The 18,780-nt window shown below is 62.3% G+C and carries 16 protein-coding genes; 8 read left to right on the top strand and 8 right to left on the bottom strand.

Annotation, left to right across the window (positions count from 1 at the left end):
• Positions 1-27 precede the first annotated feature (27 nt).
• The 4 genes from AC04SH_RS23170 to AC04SH_RS23155 all read left to right on the top strand — a co-directional run bounded on the left by AC04SH_RS23170 (position 28) and on the right by AC04SH_RS23155 (position 6,391).
• A complete protein-coding gene (locus AC04SH_RS23170; protein WP_488576800.1) occupies positions 28-225 on the top strand; it encodes a hypothetical protein in 198 nt (65 codons plus the stop codon).
• Between the two features lie 238 nt (positions 226-463).
• On the top strand, positions 464-1,732 hold the full coding sequence (locus AC04SH_RS23165) for an efflux RND transporter periplasmic adaptor subunit (protein ID WP_488576899.1): 1,269 nt from the start codon (positions 464-466) through the stop codon (positions 1,730-1,732).
• Between the two features lie 4 nt (positions 1,733-1,736).
• Positions 1,737-4,880 (top strand): efflux RND transporter permease subunit, encoded by a 3,144-nt coding sequence (locus AC04SH_RS23160; RefSeq protein ID WP_488576799.1) that lies wholly within the window; start codon positions 1,737-1,739, stop codon positions 4,878-4,880.
• An 11-nt stretch (positions 4,881-4,891) separates the two neighbouring features.
• Positions 4,892-6,391, top strand: a complete 1,500-nt coding sequence (locus AC04SH_RS23155; protein WP_488576798.1) for an efflux transporter outer membrane subunit — start codon at positions 4,892-4,894, stop codon at positions 6,389-6,391.
• Between the two features lie 37 nt (positions 6,392-6,428).
• Here AC04SH_RS23155 and AC04SH_RS23150 read toward each other — a convergent pair whose 3' ends face one another.
• Positions 6,429-6,704, bottom strand: coding sequence for a DUF6074 family protein (locus AC04SH_RS23150; RefSeq protein WP_477238563.1), 276 nt, complete (start codon positions 6,702-6,704; stop codon positions 6,429-6,431).
• Between the two features lie 146 nt (positions 6,705-6,850).
• Positions 6,851-7,150 (bottom strand): DUF982 domain-containing protein, encoded by a 300-nt coding sequence (locus AC04SH_RS23145; protein ID WP_488576797.1) that lies wholly within the window; start codon positions 7,148-7,150, stop codon positions 6,851-6,853.
• Between the two features lie 531 nt (positions 7,151-7,681).
• On the opposite strand from AC04SH_RS23145, the gene map reads away from it, so the two are divergent.
• On the top strand, positions 7,682-8,509 hold the full coding sequence (gene map / locus AC04SH_RS23140; protein ID WP_112564709.1) for a type I methionyl aminopeptidase: 828 nt from the start codon (positions 7,682-7,684) through the stop codon (positions 8,507-8,509).
• A 74-nt stretch (positions 8,510-8,583) separates the two neighbouring features.
• Here map and AC04SH_RS23135 read toward each other — a convergent pair whose 3' ends face one another.
• Together AC04SH_RS23135 and AC04SH_RS23130 are read right to left on the bottom strand one after the other, a co-directional pair.
• Positions 8,584-9,486: an SDR family oxidoreductase gene (locus AC04SH_RS23135; RefSeq protein WP_488576796.1), complete on the bottom strand. Its 903-nt coding sequence runs from the start codon at positions 9,484-9,486 to the stop codon at positions 8,584-8,586.
• A gap of 50 nt (positions 9,487-9,536) precedes the next feature.
• On the bottom strand, positions 9,537-10,286 hold the full coding sequence (locus tag AC04SH_RS23130; protein WP_488576795.1) for an SDR family oxidoreductase: 750 nt from the start codon (positions 10,284-10,286) through the stop codon (positions 9,537-9,539).
• Between the two features lie 107 nt (positions 10,287-10,393).
• On the opposite strand from AC04SH_RS23130, the gene AC04SH_RS23125 reads away from it, so the two are divergent.
• On the top strand, positions 10,394-11,296 hold the full coding sequence (locus AC04SH_RS23125; protein WP_488576794.1) for a LysR family transcriptional regulator: 903 nt from the start codon (positions 10,394-10,396) through the stop codon (positions 11,294-11,296).
• 37 nt (positions 11,297-11,333) lie between these two features.
• On the opposite strand, the gene AC04SH_RS23120 is transcribed toward AC04SH_RS23125, so the two are convergent.
• Genes AC04SH_RS23120 through AC04SH_RS23110 form a run of 3 tightly spaced genes read right to left on the bottom strand, consistent with a single transcriptional unit; the run spans position 11,334 to position 14,303 of the window.
• Complete coding sequence (locus AC04SH_RS23120) at positions 11,334-12,659, bottom strand: ATP-binding protein (protein WP_488576793.1); 1,326 nt, start codon at positions 12,657-12,659, stop codon at positions 11,334-11,336.
• The gene (locus tag AC04SH_RS23115; RefSeq protein ID WP_477238595.1) at positions 12,656-13,426 is read right to left on the bottom strand and encodes a response regulator transcription factor; all 771 of its coding nucleotides are present in this window, start codon (positions 13,424-13,426) and stop codon (positions 12,656-12,658) included. The genes AC04SH_RS23120 and AC04SH_RS23115 overlap by 4 nt, the downstream gene beginning before the upstream one ends.
• A 25-nt stretch (positions 13,427-13,451) precedes the next feature.
• The gene (locus AC04SH_RS23110) at positions 13,452-14,303 is read right to left on the bottom strand and encodes a MipA/OmpV family protein (RefSeq protein WP_488576792.1); all 852 of its coding nucleotides are present in this window, start codon (positions 14,301-14,303) and stop codon (positions 13,452-13,454) included.
• Between the two features lie 198 nt (positions 14,304-14,501).
• Here AC04SH_RS23110 and AC04SH_RS23105 point away from each other — a divergent pair, with 198 nt between their 5' ends.
• Positions 14,502-15,170: a JAB domain-containing protein gene (locus tag AC04SH_RS23105; RefSeq protein WP_488576898.1), complete on the top strand. Its 669-nt coding sequence runs from the start codon at positions 14,502-14,504 to the stop codon at positions 15,168-15,170.
• A 148-nt stretch (positions 15,171-15,318) separates the two neighbouring features.
• Complete coding sequence (locus AC04SH_RS23100; protein ID WP_488576791.1) at positions 15,319-16,572, top strand: tyrosine-type recombinase/integrase; 1,254 nt, start codon at positions 15,319-15,321, stop codon at positions 16,570-16,572.
• A 1,069-nt stretch (positions 16,573-17,641) separates the two neighbouring features.
• Here AC04SH_RS23100 and AC04SH_RS23095 read toward each other — a convergent pair.
• The gene (locus AC04SH_RS23095) at positions 17,642-18,718 is read right to left on the bottom strand and encodes an HNH endonuclease signature motif containing protein (RefSeq protein ID WP_488576790.1); all 1,077 of its coding nucleotides are present in this window, start codon (positions 18,716-18,718) and stop codon (positions 17,642-17,644) included.
• Between the last annotated feature and the right edge of the window lie 62 nt (positions 18,719-18,780).

Genomic DNA, 18,780 nt, shown 5'->3' with positions numbered 1-18,780 from the left:
AGCACGACAATGTGGGAAGCCCTGATGATGCTGCGGCTGATCGCAGCCTTTGGCCCAGTTGGCGGCTCGCTCGGCTCGACCGGCCATGGCGCGCGAGCCGTGCAGCCGGGCCTGCCGGCGGATACGCTCAAGGGCGCGATCCGGCTAAGCTTCGCCGCCTGGCGCCTGTCGCTGCCGTTTTCGACGCCGTCGAGCGCCACCCTTGATGACAAGAAAATTGCGTAAGGGCCGCCCATTGCCGATCAAGGGCCAAGCGCTTGGGGAAACGCTGTCTAGTGGCCTATTGATGGCACTGGGCATCGCGGCCAAGACTTTCATTCTGCTTGTCGAATACGTCCTGGCCGCCGAGAAGGAGCGCAAGACGAGCCGCTTCGAGGCATTGCTCGACGCCGCGCGCAAGCCTTGGCGCAATAACCCGCTGCCGACAACGCGACCGCAACCCCAGCGAAAGATGACCGACGCCATGCCACTCCCGTCCAGCCAGTTCTTTTTGCCGTCGCGTAGGTCCGCATCCTGGACTGCTGTGCTAGGCGCCACGCTCTTTCTCGCAGCCTGCTCGCAGGAAGGAGCCCAGGCACCGGCAGACATGGGCGCTGCCGGCCGGCCCGAGGTCGGTGTCGTCACGCTGCATCCGCAGTCGGTGGCCATCACCGCCGAACTGTCGGGACGCACCAGCGCTTCGCTGACAGCCGATGTGCGCCCGCAGGTGAACGGCATCATTCAAGCCCGGCTTTTCCAGGAGGGCAGCGAGGTCGTGGTCGGCCAGCCGCTCTACCTCATCAACCCCGCGAGCTACCAGGCAGCCCTGGATAGCGCGAAAGCTTCGCAGCAGAAGGCTGAATCAGCAGTGCCGACCGCACAGGCCAAGTTCGACCGCTATGCCGGGCTGCTGCAGCAGAAGGTGGTCTCGCAGCAGGATTATGACGATGCCGCCGCGACGCTGGCGCAGGCGCAGGCGGATGTGGCGTCGGCCAAAGCAAGTGTCGAAACCGCGCGCATCAATCTCGACTACACCAAAATCACCGCGCCGATCGCCGGCCGCATCGACAAATCGTCGCTGACGCCGGGAGCCTTGGTCACCGCCAACCAGGATACCGTGCTCACCACCATCCGCGCGCTCGATCCGATCAATGTCGATGTCACGCAGTCGAGCACCAATCTGCTTAATTTGCGCCAGGCGATCAATGAAGGCCGGCTGAAGTTCAGCGGACCCAATGTCAGCGTCAAGCTGAAGCTCGACAACGGCACCGTCTATACGCAGACCGGCAAGATGGAATTCGCCAGCGCCAATGTCGACCAGTCCACCGGCACTTTTGCGCTGCGGGCTCAGTTCCCCAACCCGGATCGCCTGCTTTTGCCCGGCATGTATGTGCGCGCGCTGGTCGAGGAAGGTGTCGCCCAGAACAGCTTCCTGGTGCCGCAGCGCGCCGTCAGCCGCAACACCAAGGGTGAAGCGACAGCCATGGTCATCAACGCCGCTGGCAAGGTCGAGCAGCGCGTGCTCGCCGTGCGCAACAGCGTCGGCAACAGCTGGCTGGTGGATTCGGGCGTCGGCGACGGCGACCGCGTCATCGTCGAGGGCTTGCAACTGGTGCGCCCTGGCGGCGATGCGACCGGTGTCGAGGTGACGATCGACGAGGCGACCGGCGAGGTCAAGGACCGCGCGCAGACCTCATCGGCCGTGCCTGCCACCTCTGAGGTGGCCGCCAACGCCCCGAAGACCGGGAACTGAGCCGATGTCCGCATACTTCATCAACCGGCCGATCTTCGCCTGGGTGATCGCCATCGTGATCATGCTGGGCGGCCTGCTCGCCCTCACCACGCTGCCGATCTCGCAATACCCGCAGATCGCGCCGACCACGGTCAACATCAGCGCCACCTATCCCGGCGCTGACGCCCAGACGGTGGAAAACTCGGTGACCAAGGTCATCGAGCAAGGCATGACCGGCATCGACAATCTCGACTACATGACGGCGACGGCGACCTCGACCGGTGCGGCCTCGATCACGCTGACCTTCACCACCGCGGCTGATCCCGACACCGCGCAGGTGCAGACGCAGAACAAGCTGCAGCTGGTGCAGTCGCAGCTGCCGCAGGTGGTGCAGAGCAACGGCATCACCGTCTCCAAATCCTCGACCGGCTTCCTGATGGTCATCGGCTTCGTCTCCAGCGACGGCAAGATGAACTCGACCGATCTCGCCGACTATGTTGACTCCACCATCAACGACACGCTGAAGCGTGTCGCGGGTGTCGGCTCGACGCAGCTTTTCGGGTCCGGCTATGCCATGCGCATCTGGCTCGACCCCGACCAGCTCGCCAAATACGCCCTGATGCCAAGCGACGTGGCGGCCGCGATCGAGGCACAGAACACGCAGGTGTCGGCCGGGCAGCTCGGCGGCCTGCCGCAACGCAAGGGCCAGCAGCTCAATGCAACGGTAACCGCCAAGAGCCGGCTGCAGACCGCCGAACAGTTCCGCAACATCATCCTGAAGAGCCAGACTGACGGCTCGCTGGTCCGCCTCAACGATGTCGCCACCGTCGCGCTCGGCGCCGAAAGCTATACGACGCAAGCCAATTACAACGGAAAGCCGGCAGCCGGCGTCGCCATCAATCTGGCGACCGGGGCCAACGCCATCAGCACGGCGGAAGCGGTGCGTTCGACGATCAACCGGCTGAGCTCGACCTTCCCGCAAGGCGTCGAGGTCGTCTACCCCTACGACACCTCGCCCTTCGTGCGGCTGTCGATCGAGGAGGTGGTCAAGACGCTGCTCGAAGCCATCGTGCTCGTCTTCCTGGTGATGTTCGTTTTCCTGCAGAATTTGCGTGCCACCATCATCCCGACCATCGCCGTGCCGGTGGTGCTGCTCGGCACGTTCGGCGTGCTGTCCTTCTTCGGCTATTCGATCAACACGCTGACCATGTTCGCCATGGTGCTGGCCATCGGCCTGCTCGTCGACGACGCCATCGTCGTGGTCGAGAATGTCGAGCGCGTCATGCAGGAGGAAGACCTGTCGCCGAAAGAGGCGACGCGCAAATCGATGAACGAGATCACCGGCGCGCTGGTCGGCATCGCCACGGTGCTGTCGGCCGTGTTCGTGCCGATGGCCTTCTTCGGCGGCTCGACCGGCATCATCTACCGGCAGTTCTCGGTGACCATCGTCTCGGCAATGGTGCTGTCGGTGCTGGTAGCACTTGTGCTGACGCCGGCGCTCTGTGCCACCATCCTGCGGCGGCCCAAGGACCATGCGACACAGACCGGTCCGTTCGGCTGGTTCAACCGCGTCTTCGACCGCAGCACGACGGCCTATCGTGACGGCTCGCACGGCATCATCAACCGGTCCTGGCGTTTCCTCGCCGTGTTCCTGGCCATCGTCATCGCCATGGGCTGGATGTTTGCCCGACTGCCGAGTTCCTTCCTGCCGGAAGAGGACCAGGGCATCCTGATCACCAGCGTGTCGCTGCCGGTCGGCGCGACGCAGGACCGCACCGAGCGCGTGCTGAAGCAAGTCACCGACCACTATCTCAACGACGAAAAGGACGCGGTCGCAGGGGTGTTCACAGCTTCCGGCTTCGGCTTTGGCGGCGCCGGGCAGAATGTCGGCATTGCTTTCGTACCGTTGAAGGAGTTCAGCCAGCGCAAATCACCGGCCTTGGCGGCGCAAGCGGTCGCAGGCCGCGCCATGGGCGCCTTCCGCAAGATCAGGGACGCGCAGGTCTTTGCGCTGGCTCCACCCGCCATCCAGGGTTTTGGCAACACCAACGGCTTCGATTTCTACCTGCAGGACGTCAACGGCGCCGGCCATGACGCGCTGATCCAGACCCGCAACCAGCTTCTCGGACTTGCCGCGCAGAGCAAGCTGCTCACCGCCACAAGGCCCAACGGCCAGGAGGACCAGCCGCAATTCTCGGTCGACATCGACCAAGAAAAGGCCAGCGCGCTGGGCGTCAACCTCGCCGACATCAACAACACGCTGTCGGCCGCCTGGGGCAGCGACTACGTCAACGATTTCATCGATCGCGGGCGGGTGAAGCCGGTCTACATACAATCCGACCCGAACTTCCGCATGCAGCCGGAAGATCTGGACAAATGGCAGGTCCGCAACTCCGCCGGCACCATGGTGCCGTTCTCTTCCTTTGCCTCCAGCCACTGGACATTCGGCTCGCCGCGGCTCGAACGCTACAATGGCTCGGCCGCGGTCGAGATCCAGGGTTCTGCGGCCGCTGGTATCAGCTCCGGCGCCGCCATGGACGAGATCGATAAACTCGTCGCGCAACTGCCGCCCGGCTACTCCCATGAATGGACGGGGCTGTCGCACCAGGAACGGCTTTCCGGCAACCAGGCGCTGTCGCTCTACGCGATCTCGGCACTGGTCGTGTTCCTGTGCCTAGCAGCACTCTATGAGAGCTGGTCGATACCATTCGCGGTCATGCTGTCGGTGCCGATCGGCATCTTCGGCGCGCTGCTTGCGGCCAGCCTGTTCGGCCAGACCAACGACGTCTATTTCAAGGTCGGCCTGCTGACCACGATCGGCCTGGCCGCCAAGAACGCGATCCTCATTGTCGAGTTCGCCATCGAGCGGCAGACGGCCGGCATGGGTCTGGTCGAGGCGACGCTGGAGGCGGCGCGACAACGATTGCGGCCGATCCTGATGACGTCGCTGGCCTTCATCCTCGGCGTCACGCCGCTGGCGATCGCCAACGGCGCCGGCTCAGGCGCGCAGAACGCCGTCGGCATCGGCGTCATGGGCGGCATGATCGCGGCGACGGTGATCGGCGTGTTCCTGGTGCCGCTGCTGTTCGTCACGGTGCGGCGCATCTTCAAGGGCAAGGCGGCGAAACAAGACACAGGCGAGACGCCGGCAGCAGCCAACCAGCAATAAGGGTATTTCGTATGACAGGTTTTGAACGTGGCCGTCCGGCCGCGAAGCGGACGCTTTTGCCTATGCTTGCCGTTGTCCTGCTTTCGGGCTGCGTCGTCGGCCCGGACTATGAGAAGCCGCTTCTGGCGATGCCGGCAGCATGGAGCGACCAGAAGTCGTCCAAATCGGCGAAGCCGCCGCAACTGTCGCAATGGTGGCAGCGCCTACGCGATCCCCAGTTGAACACGCTGGTCGACGAGGCGGTTGCCGGCAATCTGGACGTCGCCACCGCCAAGGCAAAAATCCGCCAGGCGCGCGCCAGCTACCGGCAGAGCGCCGGAGCCTTGTTCCCCACGGCCGACGGTTCCGGCTCGGCCACCCGCAGCAAGACTGCCGCAACCACGGAAGGCGGGAGCGCCGACGATGCCTACAGCTATTACCAGGCCGGCTTCGACGCCAGCTGGGAGCTCGACCTGTTCGGCGCCAACCGCAGAGGCGTCGAGGCTGCCCGCTATGGGGTGGATGCTTCCGAGCAGGAGCTGCGCTCGACGCTGCTGACCCTGGTCGGCGACGTAGCCTCTTATTACGCGCAAGCGCGCGGCTACCAGGCACGCATCCAGCTGGCACGGCGCACCGCTGCCTCGCAGCAGCAGACCGCCGCACTCACCCGCACCATGCTGCTGGCCGGAACGGCGACAGCGGCCGATGTCGCCAAAGCCCAGGGACAGGCAAGCGCCACCGCGGCCGATGTTCCCTCGCTCGAGGCCAGTTACGCCCAAGCCGTGCACCGGCTTTCCGTGCTCACCGGCCGGCCGCCGGCGGCGCTGAACGAGCGGCTGAAGCGCGGCGCGCCGATCCCGACGCCGCGCCTGCCGCTGCCGACCGGCATTCCCGCCGACATCTTGCTCACCCGGCCCGATGTGCGCATGGCCGAGCGGCAATATGCCCAGTATACCGCCAAGGTCGGCCAGGCCGAGGCGGCGCGTTATCCCGCGGTCAGCCTGACCGGCAATATCAACACCTCGGCTTTCAAGGTCGGCGACCTCGGCAAGAATTCCACCATCGGCTGGTCGTTCGGGCCGACGCTCAGGGTGCCGATCTTCAATGCCGGGCAGCTGAAGGCGGCGGCCGACGTCGCCAGGGCCGAGCGCGATCAGTATTTCATTGCCTACAAGACGTCCGTGCTGTCGGCGCTCGAAGATGTCGAAAACGCCATCGTCGCGCTGCGCCAGGAGCGCATCAGGAACAGCAAGCTTGCCGCTTCGGTGAAATCCTATGGCGAGGCGGCAAATCTCGAGCGCACGCTGTTCAAATCAGGGGAAGCCGGCCTTCTCGACGTGCTGGACGCCGAGCGTTCGCTCTATTCGGCCGAGGACGATCTGCTGCAAAGCCGCATCGCCATCGCCACCGACTATGTCGCACTCAACAAGGCGCTCGGCGGCGGCTGGGACGGCGCGATCGACAGTGCAAAGCCTGAAGTTGTCGACGCCAAGACCGTCCCGCGTCTGGTGTCGGCGCCCGCCACGCAGTGATGCCGGGACCTATAGAAGGATGTTGTGTGCTGATGGTTTAGAAGCGGGTGCGCGTTTGGCGCTGTCCCGGAGCGGCATCGTCCGCTTTGAAATGCATCTCGTCCTGGACGGCGGCAAAAAACCGGCGGACGTCGTTGGCCGCCGAAGCAGCATCGCTGCCGGCTGCGATCGCCTTGTCGAGGAGTTCGCGCGCGGTGGCCTTCCAGAAGGAGTTGGCCGTGTCGCCATGCAGCCTGCCCAGCCTGGCCGCCACATCGCGCACCAGCATGGTTTGCCGGTCTAGCGGAAAGGCGCGCACATTTGCTGAGGACATATTCTGCACCATGACACTGACGCAACGAATCAGACGCTGCTCTATGGCGTCATGCCTAGCTGTGAAGTCGGAAACGGAACCTTAACGCCGCGGAGTCCGCGACGATCCGAGCGAGTCGGGTGGTCAGCCTCCGGATCAATAAGGCTCTAAATCCGCACGCCCCTCGCCTCGCCACCGCCGCGCTTTGCTGTGACCATCATGTCCCTGGCCAGCAGGCCGCTGACCCGGCAGAACGCCATGAACGCACGGCAGGCGTCCTCGGTCTTGACGACATCCACCGTGGCGCCGAAGCAAGCGTTGAACGCCGCCTCATAGACCTTGCCCTGTCGCTTCTTTGGCCACTCATGCAGGACATCCAGCGCCTGTTCGACGCTGTAAATCTCCTCTACCGGCAGCCCGGGCGCGGGCGCGATGCGCACCGGCACCTCGAATTGCAATCTGTCCATTTCCAAGTCTCCCGAACTGGTGTCGCCACAACGCCGTTCGTCGTCAAAAGTTGCTTTGACCTGATGTCGCGCAAGAATGTGTCGTCACTGGGGTCGCAGCTTTCGGGCGTTTAAAGCGCGCCCAGGCGCGCACTTTAACGCTTTGTTTTTAAGCAACTCCCGATGGAAACCGCTGCACTCGTTCCTGGAATTTGTTGCTATTGGTTGGCCGGATCGGTCTCGGCCTCATAGGCCATGCGCACGGCTATGAAGAGCACGCAAGCCGATGGCAAAGCGAATATCACGGCAAGCACCAGAGCGGCGGTTCCCGCCATGCTGAGCGTCTCGGCGATCGCCCAGTAGACGGAGCCCCAAAAAGGAAAGGTTCGCGCAGGCGGACAAGGTCGGAAGACACTGCCTCGGGGCATGAATATCACCGACGCGAGCCCTCGCCGCAGTTCTTCCTTGAACCTAGCGGCTTCCAATGCCAAATCTGGAGAGATTTTCGAACGGGCTGACCGGCATGGCCCGCTTACAGACAAAACGGACACCATGGTCACCTATCTCGACGCCGCCACGGCACCCCTCAGGAACACAGGCCAGATCCGCCTCTATGGCGAAGAAGGCTTTGCCGGCATGCGCAAGGCGTGCGATCTCACCGCGCGCTGCCTCGACGAGCTGGTGCCTATGGTCCAGCCGGGCGTCACCACCGAAACCATCGACCGTTTCGTTTTCGAATACGGCATGGACCATGGCGCGCTGCCGGCGACACTCAATTATCGCGGCTACACCAAATCGTCCTGCACCTCGATCAACCATGTCGTCTGCCACGGCATTCCCGACAACAAGCCGTTGAAGGACGGTGACATCGTCAACATCGATGTCACCTACATACTCGACGGCTGGCACGGCGATTCCTCGCGCATGTATCCGGTCGGCACCATCAAGCGCGCCGCCGAGCGCCTGCTCGAAGTCACCCATGAGTGCCTGATGCGCGGCATCGCGGCGGTGCGGCCCGGCGCCCGTACCGGCGCCATCGGCGCTGCCATCCAGACCTATGCCGAAGCCGAACGCTGCTCGGTGGTGCGCGATTTCTGCGGCCATGGCGTCGGCCAGCTGTTCCACGACGCACCCAACATCCTGCACTACGGCACATCGAGCGAAGGCGTCGAGATGCGGCCGGGTATGATCTTCACCATTGAGCCGATGATCAATCTCGGCCGGCCACATGTAAAAGTGCTGTCGGACGGCTGGACGGCGGTGACGCGCGACCGCTCGCTATCGGCGCAGTACGAACACACGATCGGTGTCACCGACACAGGCTGCGAGATCTTTACGCTGTCACCGAACAAGCTCGACCGGCCCGGCCTGCCGGCCTAGCGATCCAAATACGCAAACGGGCCGGCGACACAGCGCCGGCCCGTTTGTGTTTCTTGTTCTTGTGGTTAGCGACCTCAGCCGACAACAGCCGGGTGAAGCAGCTCTTCGAGGCCGATGTTGCGGTAGATCTCGCGGCGCATGCGGTCGGCAACGCCGTTGACGATCTCCGCACCATCCTGCGACGGGTCGACATGGACGCGGAACGGCCGCTTGCCGAACGGCATGTCCACGACGCGAACGATCGCGCGCGCCACTTCCGACGGATCTGCATCGGCGGGCTCGAGCCCGGCCAGCCCCTTCAGCGCCCGATCGGCAATACCGGCATAGGGTCCGGCTTCATATTCGGCAATGCGCGCCGCATCGGACGGCTTGCCCGAATGCGCAAAATGATTGGTGCCCTTGGTGAAGGCCCCGGGAACCATGATGGTTGTTTCTATCCCCCACAAAGCGAGCTCGGTGGAGTAGGACACGGCCAGCGCATCCATCGCCCCCTTGGCCGCGAAATAGGGCGCCAGGAATGGCGGGGTGCCGCCGCGCGTCGAGGACGAGCCGACCCAGACCAGCAGGCCCTTGCCTTGCCCGCGCAGATGCGGAAGTGCCGCGCGGTTGACCCGCTGTGCCCCCAGCACATTGACGTCGTACTGCTGGATGAACTGGTCGGGGGTGAAGGCCTCGGCGGGGCCGAACACCATGTGACCGGCATTGTGAACGATGACATCCAGCCTGCCCGCATCGGCAATAATGTGTGCGATGCCGGCCTCGGCTGAAGTGTCCGATTGCACGTCGAGTTCCGCGGTGCGCAGATCGGCCTTGTGCTCAGTGGCCCACGCGGCGACGGAGGCGACCTGGGGCGCATTGCGCCCGGTGGTCTCGCGCATGGTGGCGTAGACTGTGTGGCCGGCTTCGGCCAGCGACTTGGCGGTCATCAGGCCGAAGCCCGAGGAAGCGCCGGTGACGAGGATGACGAATTTGGACATGACGATGTTTCCTTGGTTGAGGTTGGGTGTGCGGTTCAGGGGCGGCTGGATCAGATGATGCCGCCATTGGCCCGCAAGGTCTGGCCGTTGACCCAGGCGCCGTCCGGGCCGGCGAGGAAGGCGACGGCGTCGGCGATATCCTTGGGCTGGCCGAGACGTTCGAGTGGGGCCAGTTTGGCCAGGCGATCGACGAGGTCCTGCGGCTTGCCGTCGAGGAACAGCTTGGTGGCCGTTGGCCCCGGTGCGATGGCGTTGACGGTGATGTTGCGGCCGCGCAGTTCCTTGGCGAGCACGCTGGTCATCGCTTCCACGGCAGCCTTGGTGGCGGCATAGACGCCATAGGTCGGCTGCAGCAGGCCCACCACGCTTGATGAGAAATTCACGATCCGGCCGCCGTCACGCAGCCGCTTCGCCGCTTCGCGCAATGTGTTGAAGGTGCCCTTGAGATTGACGGCGATATGGCGGTCGAACAGCGCGTCGTCGCTTTCGGCGATGGTGGCGAGGTTCATGATGCCGGCATTGTTGATCAGCACGTCGACGCCGCCGAAAGCGGTTTCGACCGTGTCGAACATGCGGGTCACCGCGGCAGCGTCCGAAATGTCTGCCCTGGCCGTCACTGCCTTGCCTCCGGCCGCTTCGATCCTGGCGACGACCGCTTCTGCCGAGGCGGCGTTGCCGGCATAGTTCACCACGACGGTGAAGCCGTCCTTGGCGAGGCGCTCGGCGACGGCGGCGCCGATGCCGCCGGAAGCGCCAGTAACGAGAGCGATCTTGCTGGCCTGGTTGGTCTGATTGGTCATTGTCTGTCTCCTTGCTGGATGCCGTTGATCGGCTGACAGCAAGATGCGTCTTCCCGCGTTGCGGATAATCGGGCATAATCCGACATCATCATTCGAGATGTCGAACAATGGATCGCTTCGAAGCCATGCGCGTCTTCATCCGCATCGTCGAGCGGCGCAGCTTCACCAAGGCCGCCGACGATCTTGGACTGCCCCGCTCATCTGTCACCGACGCGGTAAAGGGTCTGGAGGCGCGGCTGGGCGTGCGGCTTTTGCAGCGCACGACCCGTCAGGTCAGCCCGACACTGGATGGCGAAGCCTATTATCAGCGCTGCGTCAGCCTGGTTGCCGATCTGGAAGACGCCGAGGGCGCCTTTGTCGGCGCCAAACCGTCAGGCCTGGTCCGCGTCGACATGCACGGCACCCAGGCGCGGTATTTCCTGCTGCCGGGCCTGCCCCGCTTCCGCGAGCTGTATCCGGACATCCGGCTGCACATCAGCGAGATGCACCAGCCGTTGGATATGATCCGTGAGGGGTTCGATTGTCTCCTGCGCGCCGGCGAACTGGCCGACAGTCCGCTGATCAAGCGACGCCTGGCGACGCTGGAAAGGGGCACCTTCGCCAGCCCCGATTACCTCAGCCGCTTCGGCACACCGCAGACGCCCGACGATCTTGCGGGCCACGAAATGGTCGGGCTGATGTCGCCCGAGGCAGCCGAGATCATTCCGCTCGTCTTCAGCGTCGACGGCAAGCCCCGCCGGATCACCTTGCCTGCCAATGTGACTGTGACCGGCCCCGAAACCAATGTCGCTTCCGCTTGCCTCGGGCTCGGGCTGATCCAGGTGCCGCGCTACCGGGTCGTCTCGGAACTGGCTAGCGGCGCGTTGGTCGAGGTGCTCGCAGGCTTTCCGCCGACGCCCTTGCCGGTTCACGTTCTTTATTCACCCACGCGTCAACTATCGCCGCGCCTGCGCGTATTCATCGACTGGATGGCGCAGCAGTTTCGCAATCGAACCGCGCCGGCCGAATGAAGCGCCGGCGGCCCGACCGTTTCGGGCGGATGCCATGTCATGATAGCTGGATCGCTGGTTCATTCGGCAGGTCGACGGTAACGATCAGTCCGTTGGGCTGGTTGTCCTGCAGTTCGATCCTGCCGCCATGCCCCTGGATAATGTCCGCGACGATCGAGAGGCCCAGGCCAAAGCCATGTTTCGAAGCAACGCCGCGCGAGGCATCTTCCTTGAAGAAGGGTTCGAAGACCTGGGTGCGCGCCGTCATCGGAATGCCCGGCCCATCGTCACCAACCGCGATGCGTGCCGCTGAGCCGGTCTGCGTCAATGCGACCGTGACGTTGCCGGCGAATTTGACCCCATTGTCGCAGAGATTGGTGATTGCACGCGCCAGTGCATTGGGTTTGCACCAGCCCAGAAGCCGGTCCGGTCCCGAATATGATACCGAGAACCCCACATCGGAGAATTCCGCGCAGACAGTTTGCAGCACGCTGGCAATATCGGCACGCTGTAGCTTCTCTGTCGAGACGTCGTTGCGCAGATAGGTCAAGGTCTCGCTGATCAGGTCTTCGATATGCTGAATGTCGGTCAGCATTGCCGTGCGAATGGAATTCTCATCCATACGCTCGGCGCGAAGCCGCAGCCGCGTCAAAGGCGTGCGCAAATCGTGGCTGACGCTGCGCAACATGCGCGTGCGGTTCTCGATCATCGTCCGGATACGTGTTCTCATCCGGTTGAGAGCGCGCGTCAGGCCGACCATCTCGGTGGACCCGCGTTCGATAAAAAGCTCGTCGCCATTCTCGATCTCGGCCGAACCGACAGCCGTGGAGATGCGCTTCAGCGGGCCTGTGACGGTCCATACGGCAAAGAGCCAGATCAGCGTGGGCAAGGCAACGAAGGCCATGAACCTGTAGAACGAAGAACGGACGGTGCCTGATGTCAGAAAGGAATCGGGCATGCCGAAATGAGCCAAGACGCTCTGCCGGTCCAGGTCGATGACAAACGCGTATTGGCCGCCGATCCTCATCCAGCGCCCATCAATCGAACCCTTTTCGATCCGCAGAAGCCAAGCGATGCTTTGCCATTCCAGGTAGGACGTTGGGATAGCGCGGATCTGTTCCCTGGGTAACATCCTGAAGTCAAAGCCAGCTCGCCTTGCCGCTGCCAGAATCACGCCGCGATCCTCCATCCGCGCCCCGCGTAACAGAGTGGCGACAACATCAGTCTGTCTGGCGCTGTCTTCCACGGCCGGGAGATCGAAATAGTCTGTAAAACTCTCGACGGCCGAGCCGCTGGACAGGATCACGATCACCGCGACGACAATAATTGCCGCGAACTGCCCACGCACCGACTGCGGCAGGAAACGGCCGAGGAAATTCCTCATGCTTCCTCCACCGTCGCGGTGAAGATGTAACCTCCCAGCCGAACGGTCTTGAGCAGCACCGGATCGCGCGCATCCTTTTCGATCTTCTGGCGGATGCGGCTGACGTGGACGTCAACGCTCCGCTCGATCGGGCCGGCAAGCCCGGCATGCGTTACGCCGAGAAGCTCTTCGCGTGACAGAACACGGCCCGCATTGCGGCAAAATGCAAGCAGCAGGTCGAACTCATGCGTGGTGGTGGCAACCCTTGCATTGCTCGGGTCATGCAGTTGTCGGCGTATGGGATCGATGCGCCAGCCGTTGAAGCGAAGCACCCTCGATCGATCCCGCTCTTCGGGAGCATAGGCTGCGCGGCGCAGCAGAGCTCGTATCCGCGCGGTCAGTTCGCGCCCGCTGAACGGTTTTGTCACGTAATCGTCCGCACCGATCTCCAGCCCGAAGATACGGTCGATTTCTTCGCCAAGTGCGGTCAGTATCAGGATCGGAATGTTGGTTTCGGCGCGAAGGCGGCGGCAGATATTGAGGCCGCTTTCACCGGGCAGCATGACATCGAGCACGATGAGATCGAATTTCTGGCTGCGAAGCGCGGCGTTCATCCGCACACCGTTGCCGACGATTTCCACGATCATGCCGTTTTCGGCAAGCGTGTCGCCCAGCATGCGCGCAATCTCGAAATCGTCTTCGACGATAAGGATGCGTGGGCCTTGCCTTGCCGCTTCGGTGTTCAAGTCGTCTTGCTGCCTTTGCCAGGCAAGCTCGGATTTTGTCATAGCCTGCATGTGAGCCTGCCTGGTGTCAGAACCGGTATCCGACCAGAAGCATCCCTGAGGGCTGAACCTTGTCGACGACGATCGGGCTGTCGGCGGCGTCACCCAGGAGAATGCCGACTCCCGCTTTGCCACGCACCATCCAGTTCGCATCGAGCATATATGTGGCGGAAATCGAAAAATCGGCGCGCTTCAACCCGGCCCTGGCATCATAACGCGCCAGCCCTGAGCGAGCCGATTGTTCCGGCGTGACGCCGAAATAGGCCTGCATATAATTTTCATCGGCAAAGACGGCGGATGCGCTGGCGCCGACGATCAACGATTCGGTCAGAGGCCGGCTAAGCTCGATCCCCACCTCGCCCTCGAAACCGTCACTGCCGCCGATGGTCTTGTCAACTTGGGCGAAGACCTCGGCCGGACCGAACTTCGCGGCCGCCTTCATGCCGACTTTCGCGCCCATATCGATATCGCCCAGGCCGCGAAGGCGATCGGCATCGTCCTCCTTGCGGCCCATTTCAAAACCAAGCCGCGCGCTCAGTTCGAATGGCCCTTGTTCATAGACGGCGATGTTGGCGCCTGACGGATTGATCGTCACGATGTCGAGGAATGTCGCGGTGACGAAAGGCACCGGCATGACCTTGAACTCGTCGCTGCCCTCATATTTGGGGACGATGATGGCGCCGCCACCAAGGACGACGTGCCAATCGGCCAGTTTCTGCTCGAAGCGCCCAAATCGGGAAACGTCGGGCGGCGGGATGAAATCGTCGGAATTCACGGCAATGGCATCGGCTGCCATGGCCGAATGCGTTGAAAACAGGATTGCCATCGCCGCGACAGACGTCCTGCCGGCAAATAGTCCAGTCTCGATTTTAGCGAACATGCGTGCTCCAAGCATAAAAGGCGAAAGCCCCCGATGCTGTCAGCATTTCAGGTGAAGGTGGCTGCATGCATTAAGTGGTGTTAAGTTTTGTTGCGCAATCGTGGCTGCATCTTGCCGCCTCCACGATCTGCGTGACGAACTGTTTCAATCCACGCCAGAAAAGCTCTAATGTCTGCCTCGAAGGGATGTGGGCTGCATATGGCGAACAACGGCAATGACGACGAACGGGGGTTCTTCTCCGAGCGGTGGATTGAGCCGCCGGCGAAGGACAAGGCGCTAAAAGACAAATCAACCGAGAAGCCGCATTATCATGGCCATCGCGACCGCTTGCGCGAGCGATTTGTTGCCGGCGGTGGCGACGCCCTGCCCGACTACGAACTTCTCGAACTGCTGCTGTTTCGCCTGATCCCGCGCGTCGACACCAAGCCTATCGCCAAAGCCCTTTTGGCGCGTTTCGGCACTTTCGGCGAAGTGCTTGGCGCGCCGGTGGCGCTGCTGCAGGAGGTCAAGGGCATCGGTCCTGCCGTGGCGGTCGACCTGAAGGTGATTGCCGCAGCCGCGCAACGCATGGCGCGCACCGAAGTCCGCGACCGCGAGGTACTGTCCAACTGGACGCAGCTTCTTGCCTATTGCCGCTCGGCCATGGCGTTCGAGAACCGCGAACAGTTCCGCATCCTGTTCCTCGACAAGAAGAACGTGCTGATCGCCGACGAGGTGCAGCAGGTCGGCACCGTCGACCACACGCCGGTCTATCCGCGCGAAGTGATCAAGCGCGCGCTGGAACTCTCGGCCAGCGCCGTCATCCTGGTCCACAATCATCCCACTCGGCCCTTTTCAATCACGCACGATCACGCTTTAGCACATTGATACATATCGCTTTTTCGACTTGTCGTAGAGTCGGACATTGTGGCATATTGGGGTCGGTTTTAGGGGTATCGAAAGCCATTTTGAACCCAATCACATACCCCTACTAACCCGTCAGCCGATCCCACTCGAAAGCCTACGGGGGACCCCAGTGCCAAGCCTTACCGATGGAGAGATTCGCCGCGCGTTGAAGCAGGTCGAGCAGGCCGGAAAGCAACAAAACTTGGTGGATGGTGAGGGCCACGGAACGGGCCGCCTCGTTCTCGTGATAAAGCCAATGCCAACCCGCGTAACGGCGGACTGGATGGCCCAGCAGTGGCGGGACCAAAAGCGTCTCAAGAAGAAGCTCGGCTCATATCCGTCCATGGGCCTCAGCCAGGCCCGCGAGATTTTCAAACGCGACTTCGCCGACATGATCCAGAAGGGGCGCAGCATCAAGATTGCGGGCGACACGCGGCCGGGCACGGTAGCCGATCTGTTCGAGGCCTACGTCGCGTCGCTCAAGGCGGATGGAAAACCGTCCTGGAAGGAGACCGAAAAGGGCTTGAACAAGATCGCAGATTCACTCGGCCGCGACCGCCCTGCCCGCGACATCGAGCCTGATGAGATCAGGGACATCATTCGCCCCATTTATCAGCGAGGGAAACGGTCAATGGCCGATCATGTACGTAGTTATATTCGATCAGCCTACAGCTGGGGGCTTAAGTCCGAGCATGACTACCGTTCAACCTCGGTACGTCGCTTTCGTCTGGTCTACAACCCCGCCGCAGGTATTCCGACCGAACCGAAAAACGTCGGAACGCGTTGGTTGGACGAGGAGGAATTTATCCGCCTCTATCGTTGGCTCGAATCTCCCGATGCGCCGGTCCACCCCCCTTACACGCGTGCCGTGAGAATTCTTATGCTGACCGGCCAACGCGTCGAGGAGATCGCCCGTTTACACGTCGATCAATGGGATGCGGCAGAGCGCATCATCGACTGGTCCAAAACTAAGAATGGAAAGCCTCATGCCATCCCGGTGCCCAAGATCGCGGCGGAACTGATCGAGTCGATCAAGCCGAATGAATTTGGCTGGTTTTTTCCATCCGCAACCGACCCGTCCAAGCCGGTCAGCCACGGCACGCTCTATTCGTTCATGTGGCGCCAACGCGATCGCGAGGTCATACCCGTCGTAACAAACCGCGATCTCCGGCGAACCTGGAAGACGCTTGCCGGCAAGGCAGGACTCTCAAAAGAGATCCGAGACCGATTGCAGAATCACACTTTGCAAGACGTCAGTTCCAAGAGCTACGATCGCTGGAATTACATGCCGGAAAAGCGTGCTGCCATGGCCCGATGGGACAAGTTTGTCCGTGAGATCCTGGTGAAGAAGAAGCGTAAAGCTGCGTTCAAGGAAGCTGCCTGACGATTGCCTTCCTCGGAGGCATCACATCTGTGATTGCTGGGCAGAGGTTGAGAGCTTTGCTTGGGGAACCGGCCTCCGAAGGCAGAGGTCACAGGTTCGAATCCTGTCGGGTGCGCCATTTTTATATTGTGAAAACAGCTGGTTAGCAAGGCCTCTTTTCCGCGAGAAGAGGGCGGGAAACACGTCGCGGAAGCACTACGGAAGCAGTAGGGCGTTTCGGTTGGCCTTCAGGCCGATCACCGCTGCGGGGATGATTTTGAAACGTGCGCCATCCGACGCCATCGCGCGCTGCTCAGTGAAGCTTTGTTACTCGTGGCATCAATCACTCATGGCAGCCAGGCCGGTGTTCTGCTGTCGTTCGAGCACACTAAGAACAGCGTCGCATCGCATAGTCGGGCAATGGCGATGCTCAGGGCCGCCGCATCGGATGCAACCAGGCTGCCGAAAACTGGCACGATCGAAGTAGCAGAGAGCTGGCATGCAAACATGGCAGGACACCAGAGCTATGGCTTGGATCTGACTGCCGCGAGTTCCGCCACCAGATAGTTGATGTAGCTCTTTGTGAGGTTGCAATAGAGGTGTGCTTGCGCGAGCGAGGGAGTCATGTCGGCTCAAGTTGAGTGCCGTGGCGCACGCCACCACCTGACGGCGAGGAAAGGAACCCACGTAGTTTCTCGACCCAGCCCAAGATTTGGCTGAGCGCTGTTCCCCGGTTGTGTCTGCGCAGATCGCGGACGATCTCGTTGAAGTATTTCCCTTCGACCGTTCCCGCACCCGATTCCAAGCCTTGAAATGCCGTCGAAACGGTTTCGAGCAGCCATAGTAGCTCCTGGACGGCCGCACGTGGGTGCGGGCGACGGCGATCCGGACAAAAGCCCGCTTGCTTTGGTGGTTGAGTTCCCGAGCCTCTCTTGCGCAAGGGATCGCTACCCGCAGGGGCCGGGACGGAGAGCGGCTCGGGGCAGCGCCTAGAGCCCGGCCCGCAAGGGTGCGTCATAAAACTAACAATACTCATCGAACGATCCGTCATAGGCGTCCGTCGGCGCGCCGATCGCAAGGCAGTGCGCTTTCATCGCGCCCTCTTGCGTAAAGAACGTGCCGCCCGACTCGTGAACGAACATTTCCCCTTCAACATAGACGAGCCCGTGGCCCCATCCCTTGACGGTTGACGGTATCGCGCACACGACGGACAGTGCGTCGTCCGGCCCGATGGCCGCTTCGAACACTGTGCTCTCGCCGTAAGTGTTGCGTTGAAAACCGCGTCTGGCGTCAGGCGCCCGAGATAATCCTGCAGCGCATCCACCGAAACCTTTTCCGGACACTGCGGAAACTCACTGGGCGTCTTCCACTTTCGCTGAATCGCGTTAGGCGTCAGCGACGGCCGGTCGAGCGGCTCTGGTTCAGGACCACGCACGATGACAGCGCCATGGCGGCGCGGCGCGGTCTCTTCTACCCCTGACGAGAAGGCCGGAGCCGCATAAGCTTCACGCTGTGCGGCGTTCACCGCCGCGCTGTGAAACTCTGCAGGCGCTGCCCTTCTCCCCGGCTCAAAAACCCAGTCACCAAGCGTCCCGCCGCTCCCAACCTGCCCGGCCTGCGCCCACGCAAGCAGGCGCTTGCGGCTTTCCTGCGCTTCTTCCCTGGTCACGACCTTCATCCACTCAAAATTGGGAATGAGGTTCGCGCCCGGGTTCTCGAAGAAAGCTTCGATCGAGCCGAAACTCATGATAATGCGATTGCGGGTGATCGGATTGAGCAGGATGTTATCAAGCCGTGTGACCCAGCGCAGGTTTTCGGGACGGTTATTCTTCCTGTTCGTGTCGATATGATCGACCACATATTCAGCCGACAATTCGGCCCCGTGAAAGGCTATGGCAACGATCCGGTGCACGACATGACCCGCGATCTCGAAGTAGCCGGAATGCCGGTTGTAGGTCCCGAAGGTCCAGACATCGTCAAGGCGCCTGCGCCGCGTCTGCGGGCGCGGGCATCGGCACACCGCGCCGTTGTCCCGGACAAGATAGGTCTCGCCACGGTAGGTGACCTCGAGCACCTTCTCGAAAATGGAAAGAATGTCATCACGCGACGGCTGCGCGGCGTCAAAATCCAGTGCCGGCATCCGCGCAACAATATCCGTGTCGTGCATGGCACGCCTCCGTATGTTGATTTGCGGGATTCATCAGCCTTGCCGGACCATACCGGTGCTGG

The organism is Mesorhizobium sp. CNPSo 4688, from assembly GCF_057784295.1.
The sequence above is the reverse complement of the archived record's forward strand: the minus strand, read 5'-3'. Positions and strand labels throughout refer to the sequence as shown.

Coding starts and splice junctions, on each gene's coding strand:
- AC04SH_RS23145 (WP_488576797.1), bottom strand. CDS start 7,150: ATGGACAGATTGCAATTCGAGGTGCCGGTGCGCATCGCGCCCGCGCCC.
- AC04SH_RS23150 (WP_477238563.1), bottom strand. CDS start 6,704: ATGTCCTCAGCAAATGTGCGCGCCTTTCCGCTAGACCGGCAAACCATG.
- AC04SH_RS23110 (WP_488576792.1), bottom strand. CDS start 14,303: ATGTTCGCTAAAATCGAGACTGGACTATTTGCCGGCAGGACGTCTGTC.
- AC04SH_RS23130 (WP_488576795.1), bottom strand. CDS start 10,286: ATGACCAATCAGACCAACCAGGCCAGCAAGATCGCTCTCGTTACTGGC.
- AC04SH_RS23125 (WP_488576794.1), top strand. CDS start 10,394: ATGGATCGCTTCGAAGCCATGCGCGTCTTCATCCGCATCGTCGAGCGG.
- AC04SH_RS23170 (WP_488576800.1), top strand. CDS start 28: ATGCTGCGGCTGATCGCAGCCTTTGGCCCAGTTGGCGGCTCGCTCGGC.
- AC04SH_RS23155 (WP_488576798.1), top strand. CDS start 4,892: ATGACAGGTTTTGAACGTGGCCGTCCGGCCGCGAAGCGGACGCTTTTG.
- map (WP_112564709.1), top strand. CDS start 7,682: ATGGTCACCTATCTCGACGCCGCCACGGCACCCCTCAGGAACACAGGC.
- AC04SH_RS23120 (WP_488576793.1), bottom strand. CDS start 12,659: ATGAGGAATTTCCTCGGCCGTTTCCTGCCGCAGTCGGTGCGTGGGCAG.
- AC04SH_RS23160 (WP_488576799.1), top strand. CDS start 1,737: ATGTCCGCATACTTCATCAACCGGCCGATCTTCGCCTGGGTGATCGCC.
- AC04SH_RS23095 (WP_488576790.1), bottom strand. CDS start 18,718: ATGCACGACACGGATATTGTTGCGCGGATGCCGGCACTGGATTTTGAC.
- AC04SH_RS23105 (WP_488576898.1), top strand. CDS start 14,502: ATGGCGAACAACGGCAATGACGACGAACGGGGGTTCTTCTCCGAGCGG.
- AC04SH_RS23135 (WP_488576796.1), bottom strand. CDS start 9,486: ATGTCCAAATTCGTCATCCTCGTCACCGGCGCTTCCTCGGGCTTCGGC.
- AC04SH_RS23165 (WP_488576899.1), top strand. CDS start 464: ATGCCACTCCCGTCCAGCCAGTTCTTTTTGCCGTCGCGTAGGTCCGCA.
- AC04SH_RS23115 (WP_477238595.1), bottom strand. CDS start 13,426: ATGACAAAATCCGAGCTTGCCTGGCAAAGGCAGCAAGACGACTTGAAC.